Annotated in this window: 18 protein-coding genes; 17 read left to right on the top strand and 1 reads right to left on the bottom strand. The window is 39.0% G+C overall.

What is annotated here, in order from left to right; genetic code table 11:
* Positions 1-1,115 precede the first annotated feature (1,115 nt).
* From GQA99_RS19330 to GQA99_RS19405, 16 genes are all read left to right on the top strand, one after another.
* Positions 1,116-1,550: a DUF2057 family protein gene (locus GQA99_RS19330; protein ID WP_160056745.1), complete on the top strand. Its 435-nt coding sequence runs from the start codon at positions 1,116-1,118 to the stop codon at positions 1,548-1,550.
* A 120-nt stretch (positions 1,551-1,670) separates the two neighbouring features.
* Positions 1,671-2,141, top strand: a complete 471-nt coding sequence (locus tag GQA99_RS19335; RefSeq protein ID WP_160056747.1) for a MerR family transcriptional regulator — start codon at positions 1,671-1,673, stop codon at positions 2,139-2,141.
* On the top strand, positions 2,141-4,387 hold the full coding sequence (locus tag GQA99_RS19340; RefSeq protein WP_160056777.1) for a heavy metal translocating P-type ATPase: 2,247 nt from the start codon (positions 2,141-2,143) through the stop codon (positions 4,385-4,387). Before GQA99_RS19335 ends, GQA99_RS19340 begins: the two co-directional genes overlap by 1 nt.
* Positions 4,388-4,397: 10 nt before the next feature.
* Complete coding sequence (locus tag GQA99_RS19345; protein WP_160056749.1) at positions 4,398-4,748, top strand: cupredoxin domain-containing protein; 351 nt, start codon at positions 4,398-4,400, stop codon at positions 4,746-4,748.
* A 211-nt stretch (positions 4,749-4,959) separates the two neighbouring features.
* Positions 4,960-5,325 carry a cation transporter gene (locus GQA99_RS19350; protein ID WP_160056751.1) on the top strand — a complete coding sequence of 122 codons (366 nt, stop codon included), beginning with the start codon at positions 4,960-4,962 and terminating at the stop codon, positions 5,323-5,325.
* A 170-nt stretch (positions 5,326-5,495) separates the two neighbouring features.
* Positions 5,496-5,882 carry a hypothetical protein gene (locus GQA99_RS19355; protein WP_160056753.1) on the top strand — a complete coding sequence of 129 codons (387 nt, stop codon included), beginning with the start codon at positions 5,496-5,498 and terminating at the stop codon, positions 5,880-5,882.
* A gap of 123 nt (positions 5,883-6,005) precedes the next feature.
* The gene (locus GQA99_RS19360) at positions 6,006-7,439 is read left to right on the top strand and encodes a TolC family protein (protein ID WP_160056755.1); all 1,434 of its coding nucleotides are present in this window, start codon (positions 6,006-6,008) and stop codon (positions 7,437-7,439) included.
* The gene (locus GQA99_RS19365; RefSeq protein WP_160056757.1) at positions 7,436-8,974 is read left to right on the top strand and encodes an efflux RND transporter periplasmic adaptor subunit; all 1,539 of its coding nucleotides are present in this window, start codon (positions 7,436-7,438) and stop codon (positions 8,972-8,974) included. Before GQA99_RS19360 ends, GQA99_RS19365 begins: the two co-directional genes overlap by 4 nt.
* Before the next feature lie 2 nt (positions 8,975-8,976).
* Positions 8,977-12,105 (top strand): efflux RND transporter permease subunit, encoded by a 3,129-nt coding sequence (locus GQA99_RS19370; RefSeq protein ID WP_160056759.1) that lies wholly within the window; start codon positions 8,977-8,979, stop codon positions 12,103-12,105.
* 194 nt (positions 12,106-12,299) lie between these two features.
* Positions 12,300-12,674, top strand: a complete 375-nt coding sequence (locus tag GQA99_RS19375; protein WP_229785973.1) for a hypothetical protein — start codon at positions 12,300-12,302, stop codon at positions 12,672-12,674.
* Positions 12,675-12,810: 136 nt separating this feature from the next.
* On the top strand, positions 12,811-13,326 hold the full coding sequence (locus tag GQA99_RS19380) for a DUF411 domain-containing protein (RefSeq protein WP_160056763.1): 516 nt from the start codon (positions 12,811-12,813) through the stop codon (positions 13,324-13,326).
* Entirely contained in the window at positions 13,323-15,341 is a 2,019-nt protein-coding gene (locus GQA99_RS19385; protein ID WP_160056765.1) for a copper resistance system multicopper oxidase, read from the top strand. Before GQA99_RS19380 ends, GQA99_RS19385 begins: the two co-directional genes overlap by 4 nt.
* Positions 15,342-15,352: 11 nt before the next feature.
* Entirely contained in the window at positions 15,353-16,066 is a 714-nt protein-coding gene (locus tag GQA99_RS19390; RefSeq protein WP_160056767.1) for a copper resistance protein B, read from the top strand.
* A 114-nt stretch (positions 16,067-16,180) separates the two neighbouring features.
* Complete coding sequence (locus GQA99_RS19395) at positions 16,181-16,603, top strand: copper resistance CopC family protein (RefSeq protein ID WP_160056769.1); 423 nt, start codon at positions 16,181-16,183, stop codon at positions 16,601-16,603.
* A 14-nt stretch (positions 16,604-16,617) separates the two neighbouring features.
* Complete coding sequence (locus tag GQA99_RS19400; RefSeq protein WP_160056771.1) at positions 16,618-17,514, top strand: CopD family protein; 897 nt, start codon at positions 16,618-16,620, stop codon at positions 17,512-17,514.
* A gap of 75 nt (positions 17,515-17,589) precedes the next feature.
* On the top strand, positions 17,590-18,033 hold the full coding sequence (locus GQA99_RS19405; RefSeq protein ID WP_160056779.1) for a YybH family protein: 444 nt from the start codon (positions 17,590-17,592) through the stop codon (positions 18,031-18,033).
* 184 nt (positions 18,034-18,217) lie between these two features.
* Here GQA99_RS19405 and GQA99_RS19410 read toward each other — a convergent pair whose 3' ends face one another.
* On the bottom strand, positions 18,218-18,763 hold the full coding sequence (locus tag GQA99_RS19410) for a CueP family metal-binding protein (RefSeq protein WP_160056773.1): 546 nt from the start codon (positions 18,761-18,763) through the stop codon (positions 18,218-18,220).
* A gap of 435 nt (positions 18,764-19,198) precedes the next feature.
* Here GQA99_RS19410 and GQA99_RS19415 point away from each other — a divergent pair, with 435 nt between their 5' ends.
* The gene (locus tag GQA99_RS19415; protein ID WP_160056775.1) at positions 19,199-20,419 is read left to right on the top strand and encodes an OprD family outer membrane porin; all 1,221 of its coding nucleotides are present in this window, start codon (positions 19,199-19,201) and stop codon (positions 20,417-20,419) included.
* The last annotated feature ends 644 nt before the right edge of the window (positions 20,420-21,063 follow it).

The following is a 21,063-nucleotide window of genomic DNA, read 5'->3' on the forward strand; positions in this document are numbered from 1 at the left end:
CCTTCAAAGGGAAGCATACCAGCTAAACAAAAACGAGCCTGGATGAAAACAGCATACTTAGAAGCAGTATTACAAGCTGGATTCAGTGATGTGGCTAATTAATGAACACTCATGCGGTTGCCCTGCCAACTCCCGTCCCAAATTACTTTTCGGTTCAATAAGTAACACCCAACCTTCAACCATTTCCAGTTGATGATCAACTTTTGAATCGATTACCGTTACACCTGTTATCTTTCTTCCATTCAAATTACAACGCGAATCACTGAAGGGCCATATCACTTGTATTGCATGATGCATATGAGCGTCAGCATCTATGCTAGAGCCATATATTGTGACAACACCAGGGTTAATCCAAACGGTAGGTTTAATAATTAAATACTCCTTTGCCCATTCTACGTTTTACTAAAGCAGCTTTCTTTATTGCATAACATCATAACAGTTATTTCCATAAGCATTGTTAACACTATTCTCTCGGTGGCCCTGAGTTCTGTGCTCTCTGCAATATCCCTTGGGTATATCTAAATAGTACTGAGCACATATCCCGCCCAGGTCTGCATCTCACCAGTGTTATGTCAAGTAAGGATTCATTGAATAGTTTAATAGACCTAGGATTGTGACTTACATCATGGAATTTGATTCTAAAATTTGCTAACGTAGTCCACATGATTAAATTGAGTATAATAGCATGATTAAGATTTTGCTAAATTTAGCAGTTATATTGACATTAATAACACAGTTATTAGTGCCAAGTAATGCTATGTCTAGCGATATGTCTGAATCAAGTATGCAATCTAACTCTATGTCACATTCAGTTATGATGGACAATGATTGTGATGACGATAACTGTTGTGCCGAAGATTCAAGCCACTGTATTAGCCATTGCCATGTAGTCGCTAATGCATTTGTTTTGTTATCGGGCTCAAATTTAATTAACAATCTATTCACAAGTTCTAAAGTTGACTCGACTTTATGGATATCAACTCCGGCTTCGCTTGGAAGTCAAAATCCCCCTCCAATTGCTTAATTCTTTATTTTAATTAATCACTTACTATTAATTTATAAAGATTTTTGTTGCTCGTTTACTTATGAGCATCATAAAGCTTCTGGAGTTTCTTATGAAAAAATTTATCGCAATTACACTTTTATCTTTAGCTAGCACAGTTTCAATGGCTGCTACTATTACATTACCTGATTATCTTATTTTTACTTCCGTTGATGGCCAGTCTGTGGCTAATAAGGGACAGATTGACATTGAACCTGGTCAGCATTTGCTTGAACTTCAGTTTTATGATGTTTACTCAACGGGAGCAGATGACACTAATTTTGTAAAATCTGATGCATTATATTGGAGTTTGAATTTAACTAAGAACGAAGATATTCAGGTTAGAGCTAAGGATATTTTCACTACAAAATCTGCTCGCAAATTTATCGACTCCCCTCAGATCACAATAGACACGGCTAGCTTAAAAGGCGAATCAGTTAAGCTGGTTAACCATGCAGAGTTAATGTCTATCATTATGAAACAACACAGTAAAATGATGAATCATTAATTGGATTAATAGGGCGCTATCATAGCGCCCTATCAATACCTAATATACTTCTTGAGCTGTGTGTTACACACAGAGTTATAGTTGAACTATCGTAGTTATTTATGATGGTTTGGAGGTTGTATGAAAGTGGCTCAACTCGCTAATAAATTGGGTGTATCCGCTGATACTGTGCGTTTTTATACTCGAATTGGATTACTCAATCCAAGCAAATCTCCCAATAATGGTTATAAAACATTCAACCATAAAGATATGGTGAGGATGCAATTTATTTTGAGTGCTCGAAATTTAGGATTTTCTGTCGAAGATATTAAAGTTATTTTTTCTAAGACTGATCTTGGGGATAGTGCATGTCAACTTGTACGCGAATTAATTAAAGTAAAGCTGCTTGAAACTGAGCAACAGTTCAACGAAATGGTGCAATTAAGAAGTAAGCTTTCTAAGGCGATACAAGATTGGTCTCAAATGCCTGACAACATACCCACAGGAAACATGATTTGCCATTTAATAGAGAATACAAATCAAGAGGATATAGTTTCAGAAGAATTAGGAGTTCCCCATTATGTTGATAAAGCTTCAATGGAGATTAAGTGATGACTAAAACAGGCCATACTACAATACAACTCAATATCCTCGGCGCAGGTTGCGCGAGTTGTGTTGGCAAAATTGAAAAAGCGATTAACAGCGTGCAAGGCGTTGATTCGGCCGAAATGAACTTTGCCGACAGAACAGTACTTGTTTCGGGTAACGCATCTGCCGAGTTGATTATAAAAGCAGTAGAAAGCGCTGGTTATAATGCCACTCAAATACAGGCTGAGTCGGCAGAAGATGCCATGAACGAGAAAGAACAGGCTGATTTACAACATTATAAAAGTTTATTACGCCATACCATTATCGCCTTGTCCGTCGGTATCCCGTTGATGATTTATGGACTTTTTATTGGCGAAATGACGGTATCAACCCTATTAGAGCAAACTGTGTGGGGACTGGTCGGTGTGGTGACTCTGGCAATTATGCTTATATCAGGTAGGCATTTTTATATCGGCGCTTGGAAATCATTTTTAAACCATAATGCCAATATGGACACCCTCATTGCCTTAGGTACCGGTACTGCTTGGGTTTACTCGATGTTGATTGTTTCATTTCCACAATTGTTCCCCGAGATGGCAAGACATGTTTACTTTGAAGCGACCGCAATGATTATTGGTTTAATTAATCTTGGTTTAGCACTAGAAGTTAAAGCGCGCGGTAAAACCTCTGAAGCGATTAAGCGTCTCATTGGTTTGCAAGCTAAAACTGCTCGGGTTATCCGTGATGGGAAAGACCTCGACATCGATATTGCTCATGTATTACTTAATGATCATGTAAAAGTTCGCCCTGGCGAAAAAATTCCAGTCGATGGGGTGGTTTTTGAAGGTAACAGCACCATTGATGAATCAATGTTGACCGGTGAGCCAATGCCTGTTGAAAAAGTGATAGGTGACGATGTGGTCACTGGCACCTTGAATAAATCAGGCTCAATCATATTTAAAGCCACTCGTGTAGGTAAGGATACCGCACTGGCTCGCATTATTAGTATGGTCAAACGGGCGCAAAACTCTAAGCCGCCGATTGGGCGTTTAGCAGATGTCATAGCCACTTACTTTGTACCCGCTATTATGATCATCGCTATAGTCAGTGCCATGGTGTGGTTTAATTTTGGCCCTGAGCCGTCAAGTGTATTTGCCATCGTGTCTGCAACAACAATATTAATTATTGCTTGTCCTTGTGCGCTAGGTCTCGCAACGCCAATGTCAGTGATGGTTGGCGTTGGTAAGGCCGCTGAATCGGGGGTGCTTATTCGTAACGGTGAAGCATTGCAAACCGCGTCTAAAATAACCGCCATGATATTAGATAAAACCGGCACCATTACTGAAGGTAAACCGCAAGTTACAGATATTATTTTGGTTAATGCCGACAGTGAAGAGCAGGTACTTGCCTTGTCTGCTGGAATCGAAAGTCACTCCGAACATCCACTCGCGCAAGCTATTGTAGAAAGTGCGAATGATAGAGGTATAGAAGCCATTGACACTGAGCACTTCAATGCCATTTCAGGTAAAGGTGTAGAAGCTGAAATGGATGGCCAGACATTACTATTTGGTAATTTAAAACTGATGTTAGACAAACACATTGATATTGGCCTTCACGAAGCTAAGGCTCAAGTGTTAGCTGAAAATGCTAAAACACCAATGTATTTAGCGCTTGCAGGGCAATTACTGGCCATTATTGCGGTATCAGATCCGATAAAGCCTGATTCAATTGAAGCGATTGCGAGACTGAAACTCAATGGCATCAAAGTGATTATGTTAACCGGGGACAATAAAGCGACCGCAGCAGCAGTGGCTAAAAAAGTTGGTATTGATGATTTTTTCGCAGAAGTCATGCCAGAAGATAAAGCCAATAAAGTAGCTGAACTTCAGCAACAAAATGAAGTGGTTGGCATGACTGGCGATGGGATTAATGACGCCCCCGCATTAGCGTTAGCCGATGTTGGCTTTGCTATTGGAACAGGCACTGATGTGGCGATAGAAAGCGCTGATGTGACCTTAATGCGCGGATCACTTCATGGCTTAGCCGATGCGATAGCCATTAGTAAAGCAACGCTGCGCAACATTAAACAAAACTTGTTTGGCGCGTTTATATACAACGTCGCGGGTATTCCCTTAGCAGCAGGTGTGCTTTTTCCTGTTTTTGGTATTTTGCTAAATCCAGTGATTGCTGGCGCTGCGATGGCCTTTTCATCACTTACCGTAGTGAGTAACGCTAACCGTTTACGTTTGTTTAAAGCCAAGGAACACTAGGAGGCATAATATGTTAATTAATTTACTGTGTATCGCATTAATCGGTTTTATCATTTGGTGGTTTTGGCTATATAAACCGGCAAACGATTCTAGTGTTGACGCTAGTACATTGATACTGGTTAAAGACGGTGTGTATACGCCAGCACGAATTAAAATTTCGGCTAATACACCAACAGAGATAACCTTTTTACGCCAAGATAAATCCGGATGTTCAGCCACTGTCTTGCTACCCTACTTGGAGATTAGCCAAGATTTATCGCTTGATAAAACGACGACGATAGCCTTACCGGCACTGGAAAAAGGTGAGTATCCATTTCATTGCCAGATGCAAATGTATAAGGGTGTATTGATTGTTGAGTAAACACTAGATATCTATGCGTACTTTTCAATATTTTGGTATCAGTGATGAATATAATAGCAGTATTAAAATGAGCATTTTTAACTTTGCCATCAATATCTTGATTCTAACCTAAGCTGTTTACGGTCTAGGTTAGAAAATTGGCCATTTTATATTAATTACTTTTTATCTAAAACTTCAGAGAAATGATGAGTTAATGGTTAAGAGAGAGATTATGTGTGATTTTGAACATAGACCGGGCGTTAAAGAAGCGACTTTAGTTGTCAGAAACCTAAGATTAACTGGAGTTGATAATCAAAATTTAGAAACATTAAAGACTGATATAGTCAAATCGTTTGGCATAGATGACGTGACTTATAATGAAAAATCGGAAGTTATTTATCTAACCTATGATGCCAGCCATATCAATTTAGAAGGTATTGAAGCGGTTATCAGAAAGCATGGTGCTAATATTCATAACGATTGGTGGACTCATGTGAAGGAAAGTTACTACCAATTTGTGGATAAAAACATCAAAGATAATGCAAATCATCAACCACATAGTTGCCACAAACCCCCACCAGGATCCAAGATAAGTTAAGACAATTAGATGTTAATTTTTATCGTTACTGACTATCTTTTAGTTAGAGCTTTTGAAGTGTGATCTATGTCAAGTATCAGTGGTTTAAAGTGAAAAAACACTACAGTTAACTAGGATTATTTAGGCAAGTAGAGTTAAAATTAACACAATTAATAATGTTGGAGTCTGTCTTGAATCGTATGAGAATTATCACAGTGATGCTTATCTTGATGACATTTGTCAGTCAAGCTTTTGCGTCTGTGATTTTGCCATGCCCCTCTGATATGAATTCAATGTTAAGTAAATCAAATCCAGTGAATACCGCTGCGACTAACGCTTGCCATCACCAATTAACATCAGATGTTGATGCCGTTAAAACATCTACCGCTGACATTCCTGATTGTTGTGATAATCAATGTGATTGTCCGATAGGTACTTGCTTTTCAATTGCCCTTGAAATGAAAATTGTCCAATCAGTAACCATCTCAAGTTTGAGTAGTTTTATATCTGGTTTGACTCAAAATACAACTCCGCAATATAACTCTTCTTTATATCGTCCTCCAATATTTTCTTGTTAGATAGGAAAGGCTTGATCAATTTTTGATCGTCTTCCTGTTCATTTATCTTTTTTAAAATAAATTAACAAGATATTACCTTTTTTCGAATTCAATTCGAGCATTGGTAACTAATTTGGAGGCTTTATGTCTTTAATTTACAAGAAATTGGGTGAAATTTACACTCAATATATTCTAATCGTAGTGATGTCCTTTATTGGTATTAGCGCTGCGGTATATGCGGCAGAACCAGTACAGACATTATCACTGGAAGAAGCCGTTTATCTTTCTCAGACGAACGATCCTTGGTTAGTCAGTAATCAATTTCAACAAGATGCTATTAATTCTGAAAGCATAGCGGCAGGAACCTTACCAGATCCAAAAATCAGTGTTGGTTTAGCGAATTTGTCCATAAACACTTTTGATTTTGGACAAGAAGCAATGACTCAATTGAAAATTGGTGTCACTCAAATGTTTCCGCGAGGGGATAGCTTAAGTTTACGCCAACAGCAACTTGAGTTAACGGCGGAGCAATACCCATTTTTAAGACAAGATAGACGAGCTAAGTTAAGTGTCACCACCGCTCAAATTTGGTTTGATATATATAAAACGCAAGAGAGTATTGCACTGATTGAGCGTAATCGGAACTTATTCGAACAATTATCTGATGTCGCAAAAGCAGGATATTCATCTGCTCTTGGTAAATCTAATCAGCAGGACATCATTCGTGCTCAGTTAGAGGTGACCCGTCTCGAAGATAAGCTGACCGTCTTAGCTCAGGAAGAAAATATGCTTAAGCAGAAATTATCTGAATGGGTTGGTAAGGCATTCGTTGGTGAGTATAGAAGAGAGTATGAACAAGACTATGAGTTGTCATTTTCGACGTTTACCGTCCCAAATACACTTCCTCAAATTAAGCTAATTAATTCTAATTTATATCTAGATGAGGAAAAAAGCCCAAATTATCAACAATCTTTATATGAAGCATTTTCTGACCATCCACTTCTATTAGCTTTGGAACAAAGAATTGAATCAAGCCGGAAAGGTGTAGAGTTAACAAAGCAATTATATAAGCCTGAATGGGGGCTAAACGCTGGATATAGTTATCGAGGCGATGATCCTATGGGTAATTCTCGCGATGATTTGTTGTCAATAGGTGTGAGTTTTGATTTACCAATATTTACTTCTTCAAAGCAAGATAAGCAAGTTCAAGCCGCTATTTCTCAGTCAGAGTCAATTAAAACAGAAAAGTGGTTACTGCTTCGAAACATGATGGCGTCATACGGTACTGCGAAAGCGCAATTTCTTAAATTGGAACAACGTCAGAAACTCTATAACGATTTTTTATTACCTCAAATGCAAGATCAAGCAGATGCGTCACTAACGGCTTACACGAATGATAAGGGAGATTTCGCTGAAGTCGTTCGCTCCCTCATTGCTCAATTGAATACTCAATTAGATGCTTTGGCTATTAACGTTGATTTACAGAAACTTAAAGTTCAATTGAACTATTTTTTTACCCCCAATGTGGGTCCAGTTAGCATCTCACATAAATCTTATGTTGATGGAGAAGTAAAATGAACAACAATTTAAAAATGATCAGCATATTAGTTATCGGTATTCTTACTGGTATTAGTGCATCAATCTTATATACACCGAAGAATGAAATAGCTTCAGAGGACAGCGCAAAAGCTAAGCCATCATATTGGGTCGCACCTATGAATCCTAATTATCGTAGTGATAAACCAGGGAAATCACCAATGGGTATGGATCTTATACCTGTATACGAAGATGGCACCGATTCGACAGATTTTGGACCTGGTGCCGTTAAAATATCACCTGCAGTGATTAATAAACTTGGTATGCGGACATCCGTAGCAACGTTTGGCACACTACAAACAAGCATTAAAACAGTTGGATATGTTCAATATGATCAAGATCAACTTATTCATATTAATCCAAGAGTCGAAGGATGGATTGAAGAACTTTATGTAAAAGCTTCAGGTGATCCGGTTATTAAAGGGCAACCTATATATTCGATTTATTCTCCTGCTTTAGTTAATGCACAAGAAGAAATGTTATTAGCTTTAAATCGAAATGATCAGCGTTTGATTACAGCTTCTGAAGCTCGGTTGAAAGCATTATTAATACCAAGCGAGGAGATTAAAGCGCTACGAAAAAATAGAATAGTTAAACAAAATATTACGTTTTACGCTGATCAAAGTGGTGTTATTGATAATTTGAATGTAAGGGAGGGCTCGTTTGTAAAGCCGGGTATGACAATGTTTTCAATTGGTTCATTAACACAAGTATGGGTTGAAGCTGAAGTTTTTGAACGTCAAGCAAACATGGTTAAAGTTGGGCAAGAAGTTGAAATGAAATTAGATTATTTACCTGGTCAATCTTGGCAAGGAAAAGTCGATTATGTCTACCCCGCATTAGATAGTAAAACAAGAACGCTAAAAGTGAGATTGCGCTTCGATAATACCAATGCTGCATTAAAACCGAATATGTTTGCACAAGTGTCGATAAAAACACGAAGTGATGAGGATGTATTACTGCTACCAAGGGAAGCAGTGATTAGAACAGGAAACTCAGACCGAGTAGTACTTGCCCTCGGTGAAGGTAAATATAAATCTGTAGCAGTAACGTTAGGGCGATTCGATGATGATAAAATTCAAATAAAATCAGGCCTGTATGACGGAGATGTTGTTGTCTCGTCAGCACAATTCCTATTGGATTCTGAATCAAATAAAACCTCTGACCTTAAACGTATGAGAGCACCTGACGATGAGCAAGAAAATATTCAAGCCATCAGTCCAGAAACTGCTTGGGTAGAAGCAAAAGTAAATAGCTTAATGGCTGCACATCGAATGATTAATGTGGACCATCAAGCTATCAGTGAATGGGAATGGCCACAAATGACCATGGACTTTACTGTTGATGACAGTGTGGATTTCTCTGTATTTACCGTTGGTGCTGTGCTTCATATTGAATTAGAAAAAACATCAGACGGCTTGGTCAAAGTGGTAAATATACACAATCCCAAAGCTACTGATGATGTATCTAATACAACACATCAAGCAGATCATTCAGGAATGGAGATGGGAGAATAACCATGATTGAATCAATAATACGATGGTCTGTAGCAAACAGATTTTTTGTTTTGCTCGCCAGTGCAATTCTCGTCGGCGCGGGTTTATTTTCACTTAAAAATACCCCTATTGATGCTTTGCCTGATTTATCTGATGTTCAGGTAATTATTAAAACAAGTTATCCAGGTCAAGCCCCACAAGTAGTTGAAGATCAAGTCACTTACCCTTTAACTACGGCTATGTTGTCTGTGCCTGGTGCGGTAACGGTCAGGGGATTCTCTTTTTTTGGTGATTCATATGTCTATGTCATCTTTGATGAAGAAACCGATTTATATTGGGCTCGTAGTCGTGTGTTGGAATATCTTAGCCAAGTCGTTTCAACGTTACCTGATAATGCAAAGCCTCAATTAGGACCTGACGCAACAGGTGTGGGCTGGGTATATTTATATGCGCTCGTAGATAGAACAGGTAAACACGATATTAGTGAGTTACGCAGTCTACAGGACTGGTTTTTAAAGTATGAATTACAAACTGTCCCAGGGGTTTCTGAAGTGAGCGCTCTAGGGGGGATGGTTAAACAGTATCAGATTAAGGTTGACCCTGATAAGTTGCGTGCCTTTGGTATACCTTTAAATGCTATTCAAATGGCGATTAACCGTGGTAATCAAGAAATTGGTGCCTCTGTTGTCGAACTCTCAGAAGCTGAATATATGGTTCGTGCTACAGGATATCTTGAGAATAAAGAGGATATCGGCAATATCCCATTAGGCGTGAACAATAATGGCACCCCATTACTGCTAAAAGATGTTGCGGATATCGGGACTGGACCGCAAATGCGCCGAGGCGTCGTTGATCTAAACGGTGAAGGTGAGACGGTCGGTGGCATTATTGTGATGCGATTTGGTGAAAATGCCCAAAAGACAATTGATGGCGTTAAAGCTAAATTAGAGACATTAAAAAAGGGCCTTCCTGAGGGCGTGGAAGTTGTGACGGTTTATGACCGCAGTGGCTTAATTGAGAGAGCTGTATCAAACTTAGGGTTTAAACTGCTAGAGGAATTTTTAGTTGTTGCTTTAGTTTGTATGGTTTTTTTGGCGCATGTAAGATCATCACTTGTGGCGATTGTTAGCCTTCCAGTTGGTATTTTAACGGCATTTATTATTATGCACTTGCAGGGTTTGAATGCCAATATCATGTCTTTAGGCGGTATTGCAATTGCAATTGGTGCCATGGTCGATGGCGCCATTGTCATGATTGAAAATATGCATAAACATATGGAACGAACGCCATTGACGCCAGAAAACCGTTGGCAGGTTGTAGCTCGGTCTGCCAGCGAAGTTGGCCCTGCTTTATTTTTTAGTTTACTGATTATTACTGTTAGTTTTTTACCGGTATTTACCCTCGAAGCACAGGAGGGAAGGATGTTTTCACCGCTTGCGTTTACTAAAACGTACGCAATGGCTGTGTCATCAGCGTTAGCTATAACATTAGTTCCAGTGCTAATGGGTTACTTTATTCGCGGAAAAGTACTTCCTGAGCACAAAAACCCGGTTAATCGACTTTTAACAGCAGTATATGTGCCTGTGTTGAGAAAAGTACTGGCGTTTCCGAAGATAACGCTGTTATTTGCATTATTTGTGTTGTTGATTGGTGTGTGGCCACTAAATAAAATTGGTAGTGAATTTATGCCTCCATTAGATGAAGGTGATTTAATGTACATGCCGACAACTTACCCTGGTATTTCTATTGGTAAAGCACGCCAATTAGTGCAACAAATGGATAAGTTAATTTACACTGTGCCCGAAGTTAAAACTGTATTTGGTAAGGTTGGTCGAGCAGACTCCGCAACGGATCCTGCACCTCTGACAATGGTGGAGACGTTTATTCAACTTAAGCCCAAAAGCGAGTGGAGAGAAGGCCTGACTACAGAGAGTTTAAAACAAGAACTAGACTCATTAGTTAAGTTACCAGGTGTGACTAACGCATGGGTAATGCCAATTAAAACCCGAATAGATATGTTGGCGACAGGGATCAAAACACCTGTAGGCATTAAAATTGCTGGACCTAATCTCAAGGAAATTGAAAAAATTGGTAAACAGTTAGAAGAAATCCTTAAAGATGTTAAGGGGACTTCGTCAGTTTATGCTGAAAGAGTTGCAGGCGGACGTTATATTAAAGTTGATATCCAGCGTGAGAATGCTGCTCGATATGGTTTGAATATAGCGGATGTTCAACAGGTTGTGGCCACAGCGATTGGTGGTATGAGTATTTCACAAACCGTTGAAGGGTTAGAGCGATACCCCATTAACCTACGCTATCCTCAGGATTATCGCAATTCACCTGAAGCATTAGCTTTATTGCCTATAGTGACTCCGCAAGGTTTGAGAATTTCTTTGGGTGACGTTGCGGACGTTATTATTGAAAATGGACCTCCGGGTATCAAAAGTGAAAATGCTCGCCTTAATGGTTGGGCTTACATTGATATTGAGGATGTTGATATTGGTAGTTATGTTGATATAGCACAAAAAGTTGTGGATGATAAATTGATATTACCTGCCGGTTACTCTATTACTTGGGCTGGTCAATATGAGTATATGGAAAGAGCTAAAGCAAAGCTTACTTACGTAGTACCATTTACTTTATTTATTATCATTATTTTATTGTTCATGAATTTCCGCAATGTTGTTGAAGTTGGAATTATTGTGGGGACATTGCCTTTTGCCATGGTGGGCAGTATTTGGTTAATGTATTTACAAGGTTTCAATTTTTCAGTTGCAGTAGGAGTCGGTTTTATTGCATTGGCGGGTGTCGCTGTCGAAATCGGCGTCATTATGCTTGTTTATTTAAACCAAGCCTATAGAGAAGCGATTGATCATAGTTCACAGCAGCTAGAAAAATTTGATGAACTAAAGTTGACTCAATCTGTTATTCAAGGTGCAGGTATGCGCGTACGTCCTGTAATGATGACGGCAGCAGCAATCATAGCTGGATTATTGCCTATCCTTTATGGTACTGGAACCGGTTCCGAGGTGATGAGTAGGATTGCTGCACCAATGGTCGGCGGAATGGTTAGTGCAATCATACTGACACTATTAATTGTCCCCGTTGTATTCTTTTTATGGCGTCGTACTAAATTGATACATGAGGAATGATAATATTTAGTTGATTAGGATAACGATGCAGATAAAAATTTGCATCGTTATTTTATATTAGATTGATTTTTATCATATTTTTTTATTTTAAAATGTTATTTTTATTTTCATTAAATTATGTTTTTCAAATAAATTTTCATTGCTAAATGCAGTATTTTTCACTACTATTATTTGATAATCATTGGAGATATATTTTGCGTAGAATCCACTTAATCATGATGTTTGTTTTACTGACGTTTGTCGGTCAAACTTTTGCGTCTGTGATTATGCCTGGTACTATGCCAATGAATTCAATGACGACTTCAAATATGCCTGCTGAAAATGGCAAAGCATGTCATGACGCTAGTATGCAAATGAACATGAACATGGATATGAGTGATGATGCGGATGATAGTTGCTGCGCCCAAGCGTGCCATTGTCCTGTCGGATCATGTTTATCAGTCGCTTTAACGATGGCGATGCCAACGCTTAAATCAGAAGTCAGCTTAGTTAATGCCGCAACAATGTTTACCTCAGCACTAATGCCTCAGTATCGTTCTTCTTTATACCGTCCTCCAATATTTGCCTAACATAGGCACAGTTACGCCTTTTTTTTGCTAGCTGTCCTAGCCAATCATGTAGTTTCAATTTTTTAACCTTTTGGTTAATAAACTGACATTAAACCGCGTTGTTTAATGTGACGAAATTTGATTTGGAGGCAATATTATGTCTGCTCTATATCGCAATTCTATTAGTTTTTTTCGTGTCATAGGTACTATTTTTATTCTGCAAACTATGGGAGGGATATTAATTGCCCGTGCAGCAGAGCCCGGCACTACGGAGCCATTACTCACCGTTTATAAAGATGCTAATTGCGGCTGTTGTGAGAAATGGCTAACGCATATTAGTGAGCGTGGATTTAGTGTTAGTGCCCACAATATTAACAACCTTTATGAGTTTAAACAGTCAAAGGGCATTCCTGCTTCAATGCAATCTTGCCATACCGCAGTGTCATCTCAAGGTTATGTGTTTGAAGGACATGTCCCTGCAAAATTGATTAGTCGTTTTTTAGCCACCCCTCCTAAAGATGCTATCGGCTTAACCGTACCCGCTATGCCAGTGGGCAGCCCTGGCATGGAATACCAAGATAAATTTATGCCATATCAAGTCTTACTGTTGAAAAAAGATGGCAGTAGTGAAGTTTACGCCCAAGTGAACTCTCTTGAGGAGTCTGTGCAATGAATTCGCAATACATGATAAAACCGATGATTCAAACGCCAGACAGTGACCCCAACCACAGCCGACGCCGGTTTGTATTTGGTGCATCCGCCATGTTGGCATTGATGTCGATCCCTTACCCTAAAAATGCCATTGCCAATGCGTTAAGCCAATCGTTGAGCCAGCTCTCTGGCAAAGTGTTTGACTTATCAATTGACTATAAAATGGTTAACTTTACCGGAAAATCTGCTCGGGCCACTGTGGTCAACCAACTACTGCCCGCGCCGTTATTACGTTGGAAAGAAGGTGAAACTGTCACTTTAAGAGTAAAAAATAATCTCGACCATGATAGTTCTATTCACTGGCACGGTATTATTTTACCCACTGAAATGGACGGTGTGCCTGGCTTTAGCTTTGATGGTATTAAACCAGGTGAAACATTTGAGTATCAATTTACCGTCCAGCAAAGTGGCACATATTGGTATCACAGTCATTCAGGCTATCAAGAACAAACCGGTTTATTCGGCGCTATTGTGATTGATCCTGCGACCCCCGATCCGGTCATATATGATCGTGACTATGTGATCATGCTGTCTGATTGGTCTGACGAAGCCCCTGAAAACATTTATGCCAAATTAAAGAAACAAGCCGATTACTATAATTACCGTGAGCGTACGGTAATGGATTTTTTCTCTGACGTAGATAAAAATGGTTTAGCCAATACGTGGAACGCTCGTTCGATGTGGAATAACGCGCGCATGAGTGACAGAGACATATCTGATGTTACGGGTTCAACTTACACCTATTTAATGAATGGCAATCCTCCGCAACAGGGCTGGCAAGGGTTGTTTGAACTAGGTGATAAAGTGCGCTTACGCTTTATAAATAGTTCTGCGATGACCATATTTGATGTGCGTATACCGGGTCTTAAAATGACTGTTGTTGCCAGTGATGGTCAGAACATTCAACCGGTGTCTGTGGATGAATTTCGAATAGGTGTTGCTGAAACCTATGATGTGGTTATTGAGCCAGAGGTTGATAATGCCTATTGTATTTTTGCTCAGAGTATCGACCGCACCGGTTTTACGGTAGGTAACCTTACCTCAGATCCCAGTTTACATTCTCCTATTCCCCCAATGGATCCAAGGCCTGTCCTTGGCCACAGTGATATGGGTATGGACATGAGTGACATGGATATGTCAGGCATGGACCACAGCAAGATGGCTATGGGCGGCGGCGATATGTCAGGCATGGACCACAGCAAGATGGCTATGGGCGGCGGCGATATGTCAGGCATGGACCACAGCAAGATGGCTATGGGCGGCGGTGATATGTCAAGCATGGATCACAGCAAGATGGCTATGGGCGGCGGTGATATGTCAGGCATGGATCACAGCAAGATGGCTATGGGTGGCGGTGATATGTCAGGGATGGAACACAGCAAAATGGCAATGGACGCTGCGAAAGCGACAGTCTCAGGACTAGGGCTTGCAGGCTTTGGCAGTAACAATGAAATTAAACACATTGACACCGAGTTCGGCCCACAAGTGGATATGCGTGCCGATGCCCCAAAAAGTGGCTTACACGACCCCGGGATTGGATTGCGTGACCATCAACAGCAATTTAACCGCAAAGTATTAACTTATGGCGACATTAAAGGCTTACATCCTACCTACGACACACGCCAACCTAGCCGCGAAATTCAACTGCATTTAACCGGCAATATGAACCGCTATATGTGGTCTGTGAATGGGGTGAAATTTATGGACGCCGCGCCATTAGAGTTTGAATACGGAGAAAGACTGCGGATCACCTTAGTGAACGACACGATGATGACTCACCCTATGCATTTGCATGGTATGTGGAGTGAGTTAGAAACAGGCGACCCTGATTTTATTCCCCGTAAGCACACTGTATTAGTTCAGCCGGGTTCTAAGATCAGTTACTTAGTCACCGCCGATGCAAAAGGGCAATGGGCATATCATTGCCACTTGTTATTCCACATGCCAGGCATGTTCAGAAAAGTCGTGGTGAAATAAGGGGAATACAGATGAATAAAACGAATTTAATGGCCTTGGGACTGTTGAGTCTGAGCGCCACATTGACTAGCTCAGCTGTGTTTGCCGGCGGTAATGATGACCCTCTATTAACAAAAGTCATGCTGGATCAATTTGAAAAAGGCGTGGATCCGCAAGATCCCACCCAGTTTAGTGCACAAGCCTGGTTAGGTTACGATTTGAATAAGTTGTGGCTTAAAACTGAAGGTGAATATTCAAATAGTGATAAGCAAGATCTTGAAATTCAGGCTCTTTACAGTAAGCCCATCGCACCATACTGGGATGTACAATTCGGTATTAAAACCGATATCAAACCGACGCCGACTCGTAATTGGGCTGTGATTGGGGTTCAAGGGTTAGCGCCATATTTCTTTGATATTGACGCGGCCTTATTTATAGGTGACCAAGGCCGTACGGCTATGCGCTTGAGTGCGGAATATGAACTCTTAATCACTCAAAAGTTGATACTCACACCTGAAGTAGAAGTTAATTTATTTGGTAAGGACGATGCTGAACTTGGAATAGGCTCTGGCTTATCTGACGTCAGTGCAGGGCTGCGATTGAGATACGAGATTGTTAGAGAGTTCGCACCCTATATCGGTGTGGATTGGCGTCAGAAACTCGGTAATACCGCCGAATACAGCCGAAATGAAGGGGAAGATACACAAGAAACCCAGTTTGTTATTGGTTTTAGAGCGTGGTTCTAAGACCTCGTTCGTACACTGAGTTATAAGCTTGGTGCCAATATGTTAGCTCAGCCAATATTTAATCATTTATGTAAACCGTTTTCGATCGTTAAAAACAATATAAAAGGAAATATCATGAAATTATTTAACAACGTTTTAGTCGTAACAAGTCTATTCTTGAGTGCTTCAGCATTTGCTCATGTCGGACTGAGCAGTTCTATGCCCGCTAACGGTGCCATGCTAAGTCAAGCCCCAACAACGCTTGAACTGACCTTTACGGCTCCGGTACGTTTGGTCAAATTAACAATGCAAGATGAGAAGCAGCAAAGCGTACCGTTAACATTACCTTCAAGTGCGGCCAGTCAAGCTGAATTTTCATTCGCCCTACCAGCATTAAACGCAGCTAATTACACAGTTAACTGGATGATCATGGGTGACGACGGTCATAAGATGAAAGGCAACATGAGCTTTATGCTACATAACTCTGGTATGAACACTCGCAGTGCAACGCCTATGACAATGGAGCATGAGACTAGCGAGCACACTGCACATCAATAAGTGGATGAGTAAACATGATATTAACCGTGTTTGACATATCGGTGTTGATATCTAAATGGGTTATTTATCTTAGTGTTGCCGCCGTTATTGGCGGCACATTGATGCAATATCTCATTAAGGGCCAACCGAACCTAGGCATTAGCGTTACAAAATATACCGGCCTAGGTGCTGTTTTGGGGTTGATTGCCGTTAGTATCAATTATTTTGCGCAAATAGGGGCTTTTGCTGAAAACGGCTTGATGGGAATGTTCGATGCGCAGATGCATGCTTTTCTGTGGCCAACCCAGGTAGGGCAAACTGTGCTTTGGCGCTTAATCGGTTTTGGGTTAATGCTAGTGGCTAGTGGTTTACTGTTACATAAGAACCGCTATCTCAAAACGTTTTCTGCGGTATTAGCCATTATCAGCAGTCTGTTAATTGCTGTCACGTTTACTCTTATTGGCCATAGCACTGAACTGGGATTGCTTGCTCAAGGCTTGATATTGATACACGTTTTGATCATTGGCAGTTGGATAGGCGCTTTTTATCCATTATGGAAATTATGTAGCACCGATGACAACATCGTCATAAAGAATGTCATGGATACATTTGGTCGTTTAGGCATAGTGATTGTCATTCTAGTGTTGCTTTCAGGCATGGGAATGGTGTGGATGTTGTTTGATAGCCCCACTGAATTATTCAGTTCCGATTATGGTATCGCGGTCACCATCAAGCTCTGTTTGGTGGCTATCATTTTGCTTATAGCAGCATGGCATAAATTGGTTTTAGTACCGAAATTAACGATTGCGCCTCCATCATTTGCAAAACAAAAACTACAAAAATCGATTGGATTAGAAGCATTAATAGCAGTACTGATATTAGCGACAACAGCGGTACTTTCGAGCGTGCTTGGTCCTATGAGTCTTGGATAATCACTATAAATTGACAGAGAGATAAAAATGAAAAATAGACCTTTAACAATACTCATAACCACCGGGATATTACTGATGTCCGCAGGACAAAGCTCATTGAGCTTTGCCCATGGTGATGAAACTCACCCTATAGAACAAAAAGCGTTTATCGGTGTTGATTCCGCCGCGGGCAATGTCGTCAAACAATTTCATGCTGCATTACAAACGGGCAATGAGGTTATTGTTAGGCAGTTATTAGCAGCCAATGTTCAAATTTATGAAGGTGGAAAAGTAGAGCGTTCACTTACAGATTATGCCAATCATCATATGCTTGCGGATATGGCCTACTTAAAAGGGTTAACCATAACGCCAAAAGAACACCAAATAACGATTACGGGTGACGTTGCCATTTCAACGTCAATAAGTCACGCCCAAGGTGAATATAAGGGTAAAAGTATTGACTCGATGGCCATGGAAACGCTTGTGTTAATTAAACAAGTGGATGGTAGTTGGAAAATAACCCACGTGCACTGGTCGTAACTAATAACAATTTCATCAACCAGATAAAGGATTATCTTGAGTTCCTTTGTAGGTGCTCCCAAGAAAACCACAAAGACTCAGGTCATGTTAATGCATGATATTTTATGGAAAAGGATTTCCATTTTTTATATAAAAAGACCGGAATAATTCCAGTCCTTTTACAAGCCATATTTAAATATTAACTTTAAATAAGTTTCATAGTTGTAATGCAAGTTCTATCGTTATTGAAAGTAGACAATACTTCTCTCGCCACTCTTTTGCTTCCGTCTTTTGGTTCATAGTAAATATTAAATGCTAAATTGCTATCTTTTGGAACCCAAAAGTCTATAAATCCATCACTTTGTGTCGTCATTTTTTTGTCTATTAATGTTTCACCTGTGTCAGTATCAATCATGACAACTTTCATTGTTTGATTTTTTATCTCACCGGTACAACCTGTTAAAACATGATTGGTACATGGGTGAGAACTATTAATGTAAGGAGCTATTGAAAGAAAGAATTGATCTTTTGGTATAGCTACAGAACTACTTTTTCCATCTGCGAAAGTTGCAACTATTTTGTTGGGTAGAACTTTTATCATTATCCCATCATTATTTTTGTATAGTGTATGAGCTGTCGTGACAGCACTTTTGTAATCTAACTTTTTGAATGATTCAGAATCTATCGTTGTAGCATATGATTGACTTGAAAATGCAACTATAAGTGCTAATAGAATGTGTTTTTTAATCATGGTCTGAGTTTTCCTATATAGTGTATAAAATATTTTTATTTAAACGTGCCTCGCTTATTTTTATTGTAACGTTTGTGGTTTTATATATATTGATCTAATTAACATTATTGATGTCGGCCTGATATTTTTGGTCGTTTGTTTTTTTGTTTTTTAAATATATGCTTTAACGCTCTATTCTCCTAGGTTTTTAACTCAGGTTTTAAACTTGCGTCTTTTTTAATTTTTCTACCTAAGTTTTTAACTTGGGTTTTAAACCTATGTCTTATTTTAAATTAATATTTATGTCGGTTTGATATTTTTTGTTGTGAAATAGATCACTGTTAAAAATGCTCTAGTTTGTATTATCGATTGGGTTTGTAATTTATTTGTTTATCTTTGGTTTTAGTTTTACTTAATATGGTTTCTTATTTGTAACTTAACGTTAATAAGGTTTATATGTTTAAATATAATAAATATGTTTTGGTGCTATTAGCAATGAGTAATAATGCATTCTCTAATGGTGATATTGAAAGTTTTTCTGAATGGATACACAATGGTAATGTTGGAGGTACAGCGAAATCGTACTATTTCGAACAAGATTTTGACGATTCAAATGCAGAGAATAGCTCGATTTGGGTGAATGGTGGTAATGTTACTTTTAATACATCAGAGTTTAATGGGTTTAAATTGGGAGGAGAAGTACAGGGATCATACGTTAGTAACATCAATGATGATGATGATAGAACTGCGGGCAGTATAAACGCACAAGGTCTTGTATTATCGGAAGCTTTTTTGAGGTATCAGTTTGGTGATACGGTGTTTTCTGGAGGTAGGCAACACTTTTCATCACCCTTGATCGCTAACTCAGGTTCAAGATTAATAAAAGAGTCTTTTGAAATGTATCAGGTATCTTCAAGTCATTTTGAGGATACTGATATTTCGATTGGTTATGTGACTAAATATCAGACTCGAACAGATAAATCATTTTATGTTGATAATGAATTTGTTGATTTTGATTATAATGGTTCTGGTTCCCCTGGCGACTTTTATAAAATAGGCAATGATGGCGTCTTTTTCGCACAAGTTAATAAACGGATAGCTAAAAAAGTTAAAATTAACTCACAGTACGCAAATGTAATAAATGAAGTCCAAGCTCTCTATGCGGATGTAGAATATACATTGCCAACTAACTTTAACAGTTATATTGCAATGCAATATTACAAAACTAAGTGGGATAAAAATGAGCTAGTCGATAATGATCTTTTGGGCTTTAAAATAGGTTTCAGTCAGGGAGGAGTAGATTTTTTCGCTGGTTATACATTAGCTGGAGGAAATGAAGGAGAAAATAGAGTTTTTAGAGGCATAGGTCAAGGAGCTTATTATCAGTTTACTGCCACTACTAAAACTGCGGGTGTTGCTGCATTTGAAGCGGGCACAAATTCGTATCAACTGGGGTTAGGTTCTACTATCTCTAATGTTAAAGGTAAATTATTTTATACATCTTTTGACAATCCCATAGTTGGAAAAGATTTAAATGAATGGACGGTTAACCTTGCATATCAATTGGATGGTAAACTCGAAAATTTCGGTATATCAATTGATTTTTCAATATTGGATTATGAAAACAATCAAAAAGACGCTACAGATTTAAGAACGAAATTCACTTACAGCTTTTAAAAATTGTAAATGCTTTTGACAAATGTTAATTCCCTAATAATTATATTGTAATTGTAAATTCAGGTCGTGTTAATGTGCTTGGGTTTACAATTTTACATGAAAAATATGTCTAGATGATTAAAGTTGAAAAACTTGTTATTTGATAATTTATCAATATCTACGTTTACAAAAAAATTCATCTTGAATGTATTTTAGAACCAGGGGGTACAAACATAAGGGTGTTTTATGATTTTTTTTAGATCACTAACAGTAGTGGCTAAAAAATATCAGCTGCTACTTTATAAGACAGCTTTAGAGAAATAGCTAAATATAATGTGACCAAGTCCGCTAATTACTACTTTCATACACGTAGTGTTCTCTATAATCTTTAAGGTAAATATCATTGTTCCTCAAATAAGTCCCGTAGTTATGGACAATGTAATTTGAGAACAGTGTTTGATTTTGATTATTTGAAGCTTTGATGTCGGTTCTAATATTTTGCATGCCAGATCGCCTATTAATACTGATGTACATTAGAAAGCAGGGCGGGATCATACTTTGTTAACAGTAGGGAACTTTTTCGTATCGGCATGATCTGATCAGGCATGTTAATCTACTGAACCTAATCCATGTCCTTATTTGAACACTTGAAACTTATCGAAGAC

It is taken from the genome of Shewanella litoralis, assembly GCF_009828585.1.
In the GTDB taxonomy this organism is placed as follows: Bacteria; Pseudomonadota; Gammaproteobacteria; order Enterobacterales; family Shewanellaceae; genus Shewanella; species Shewanella litoralis.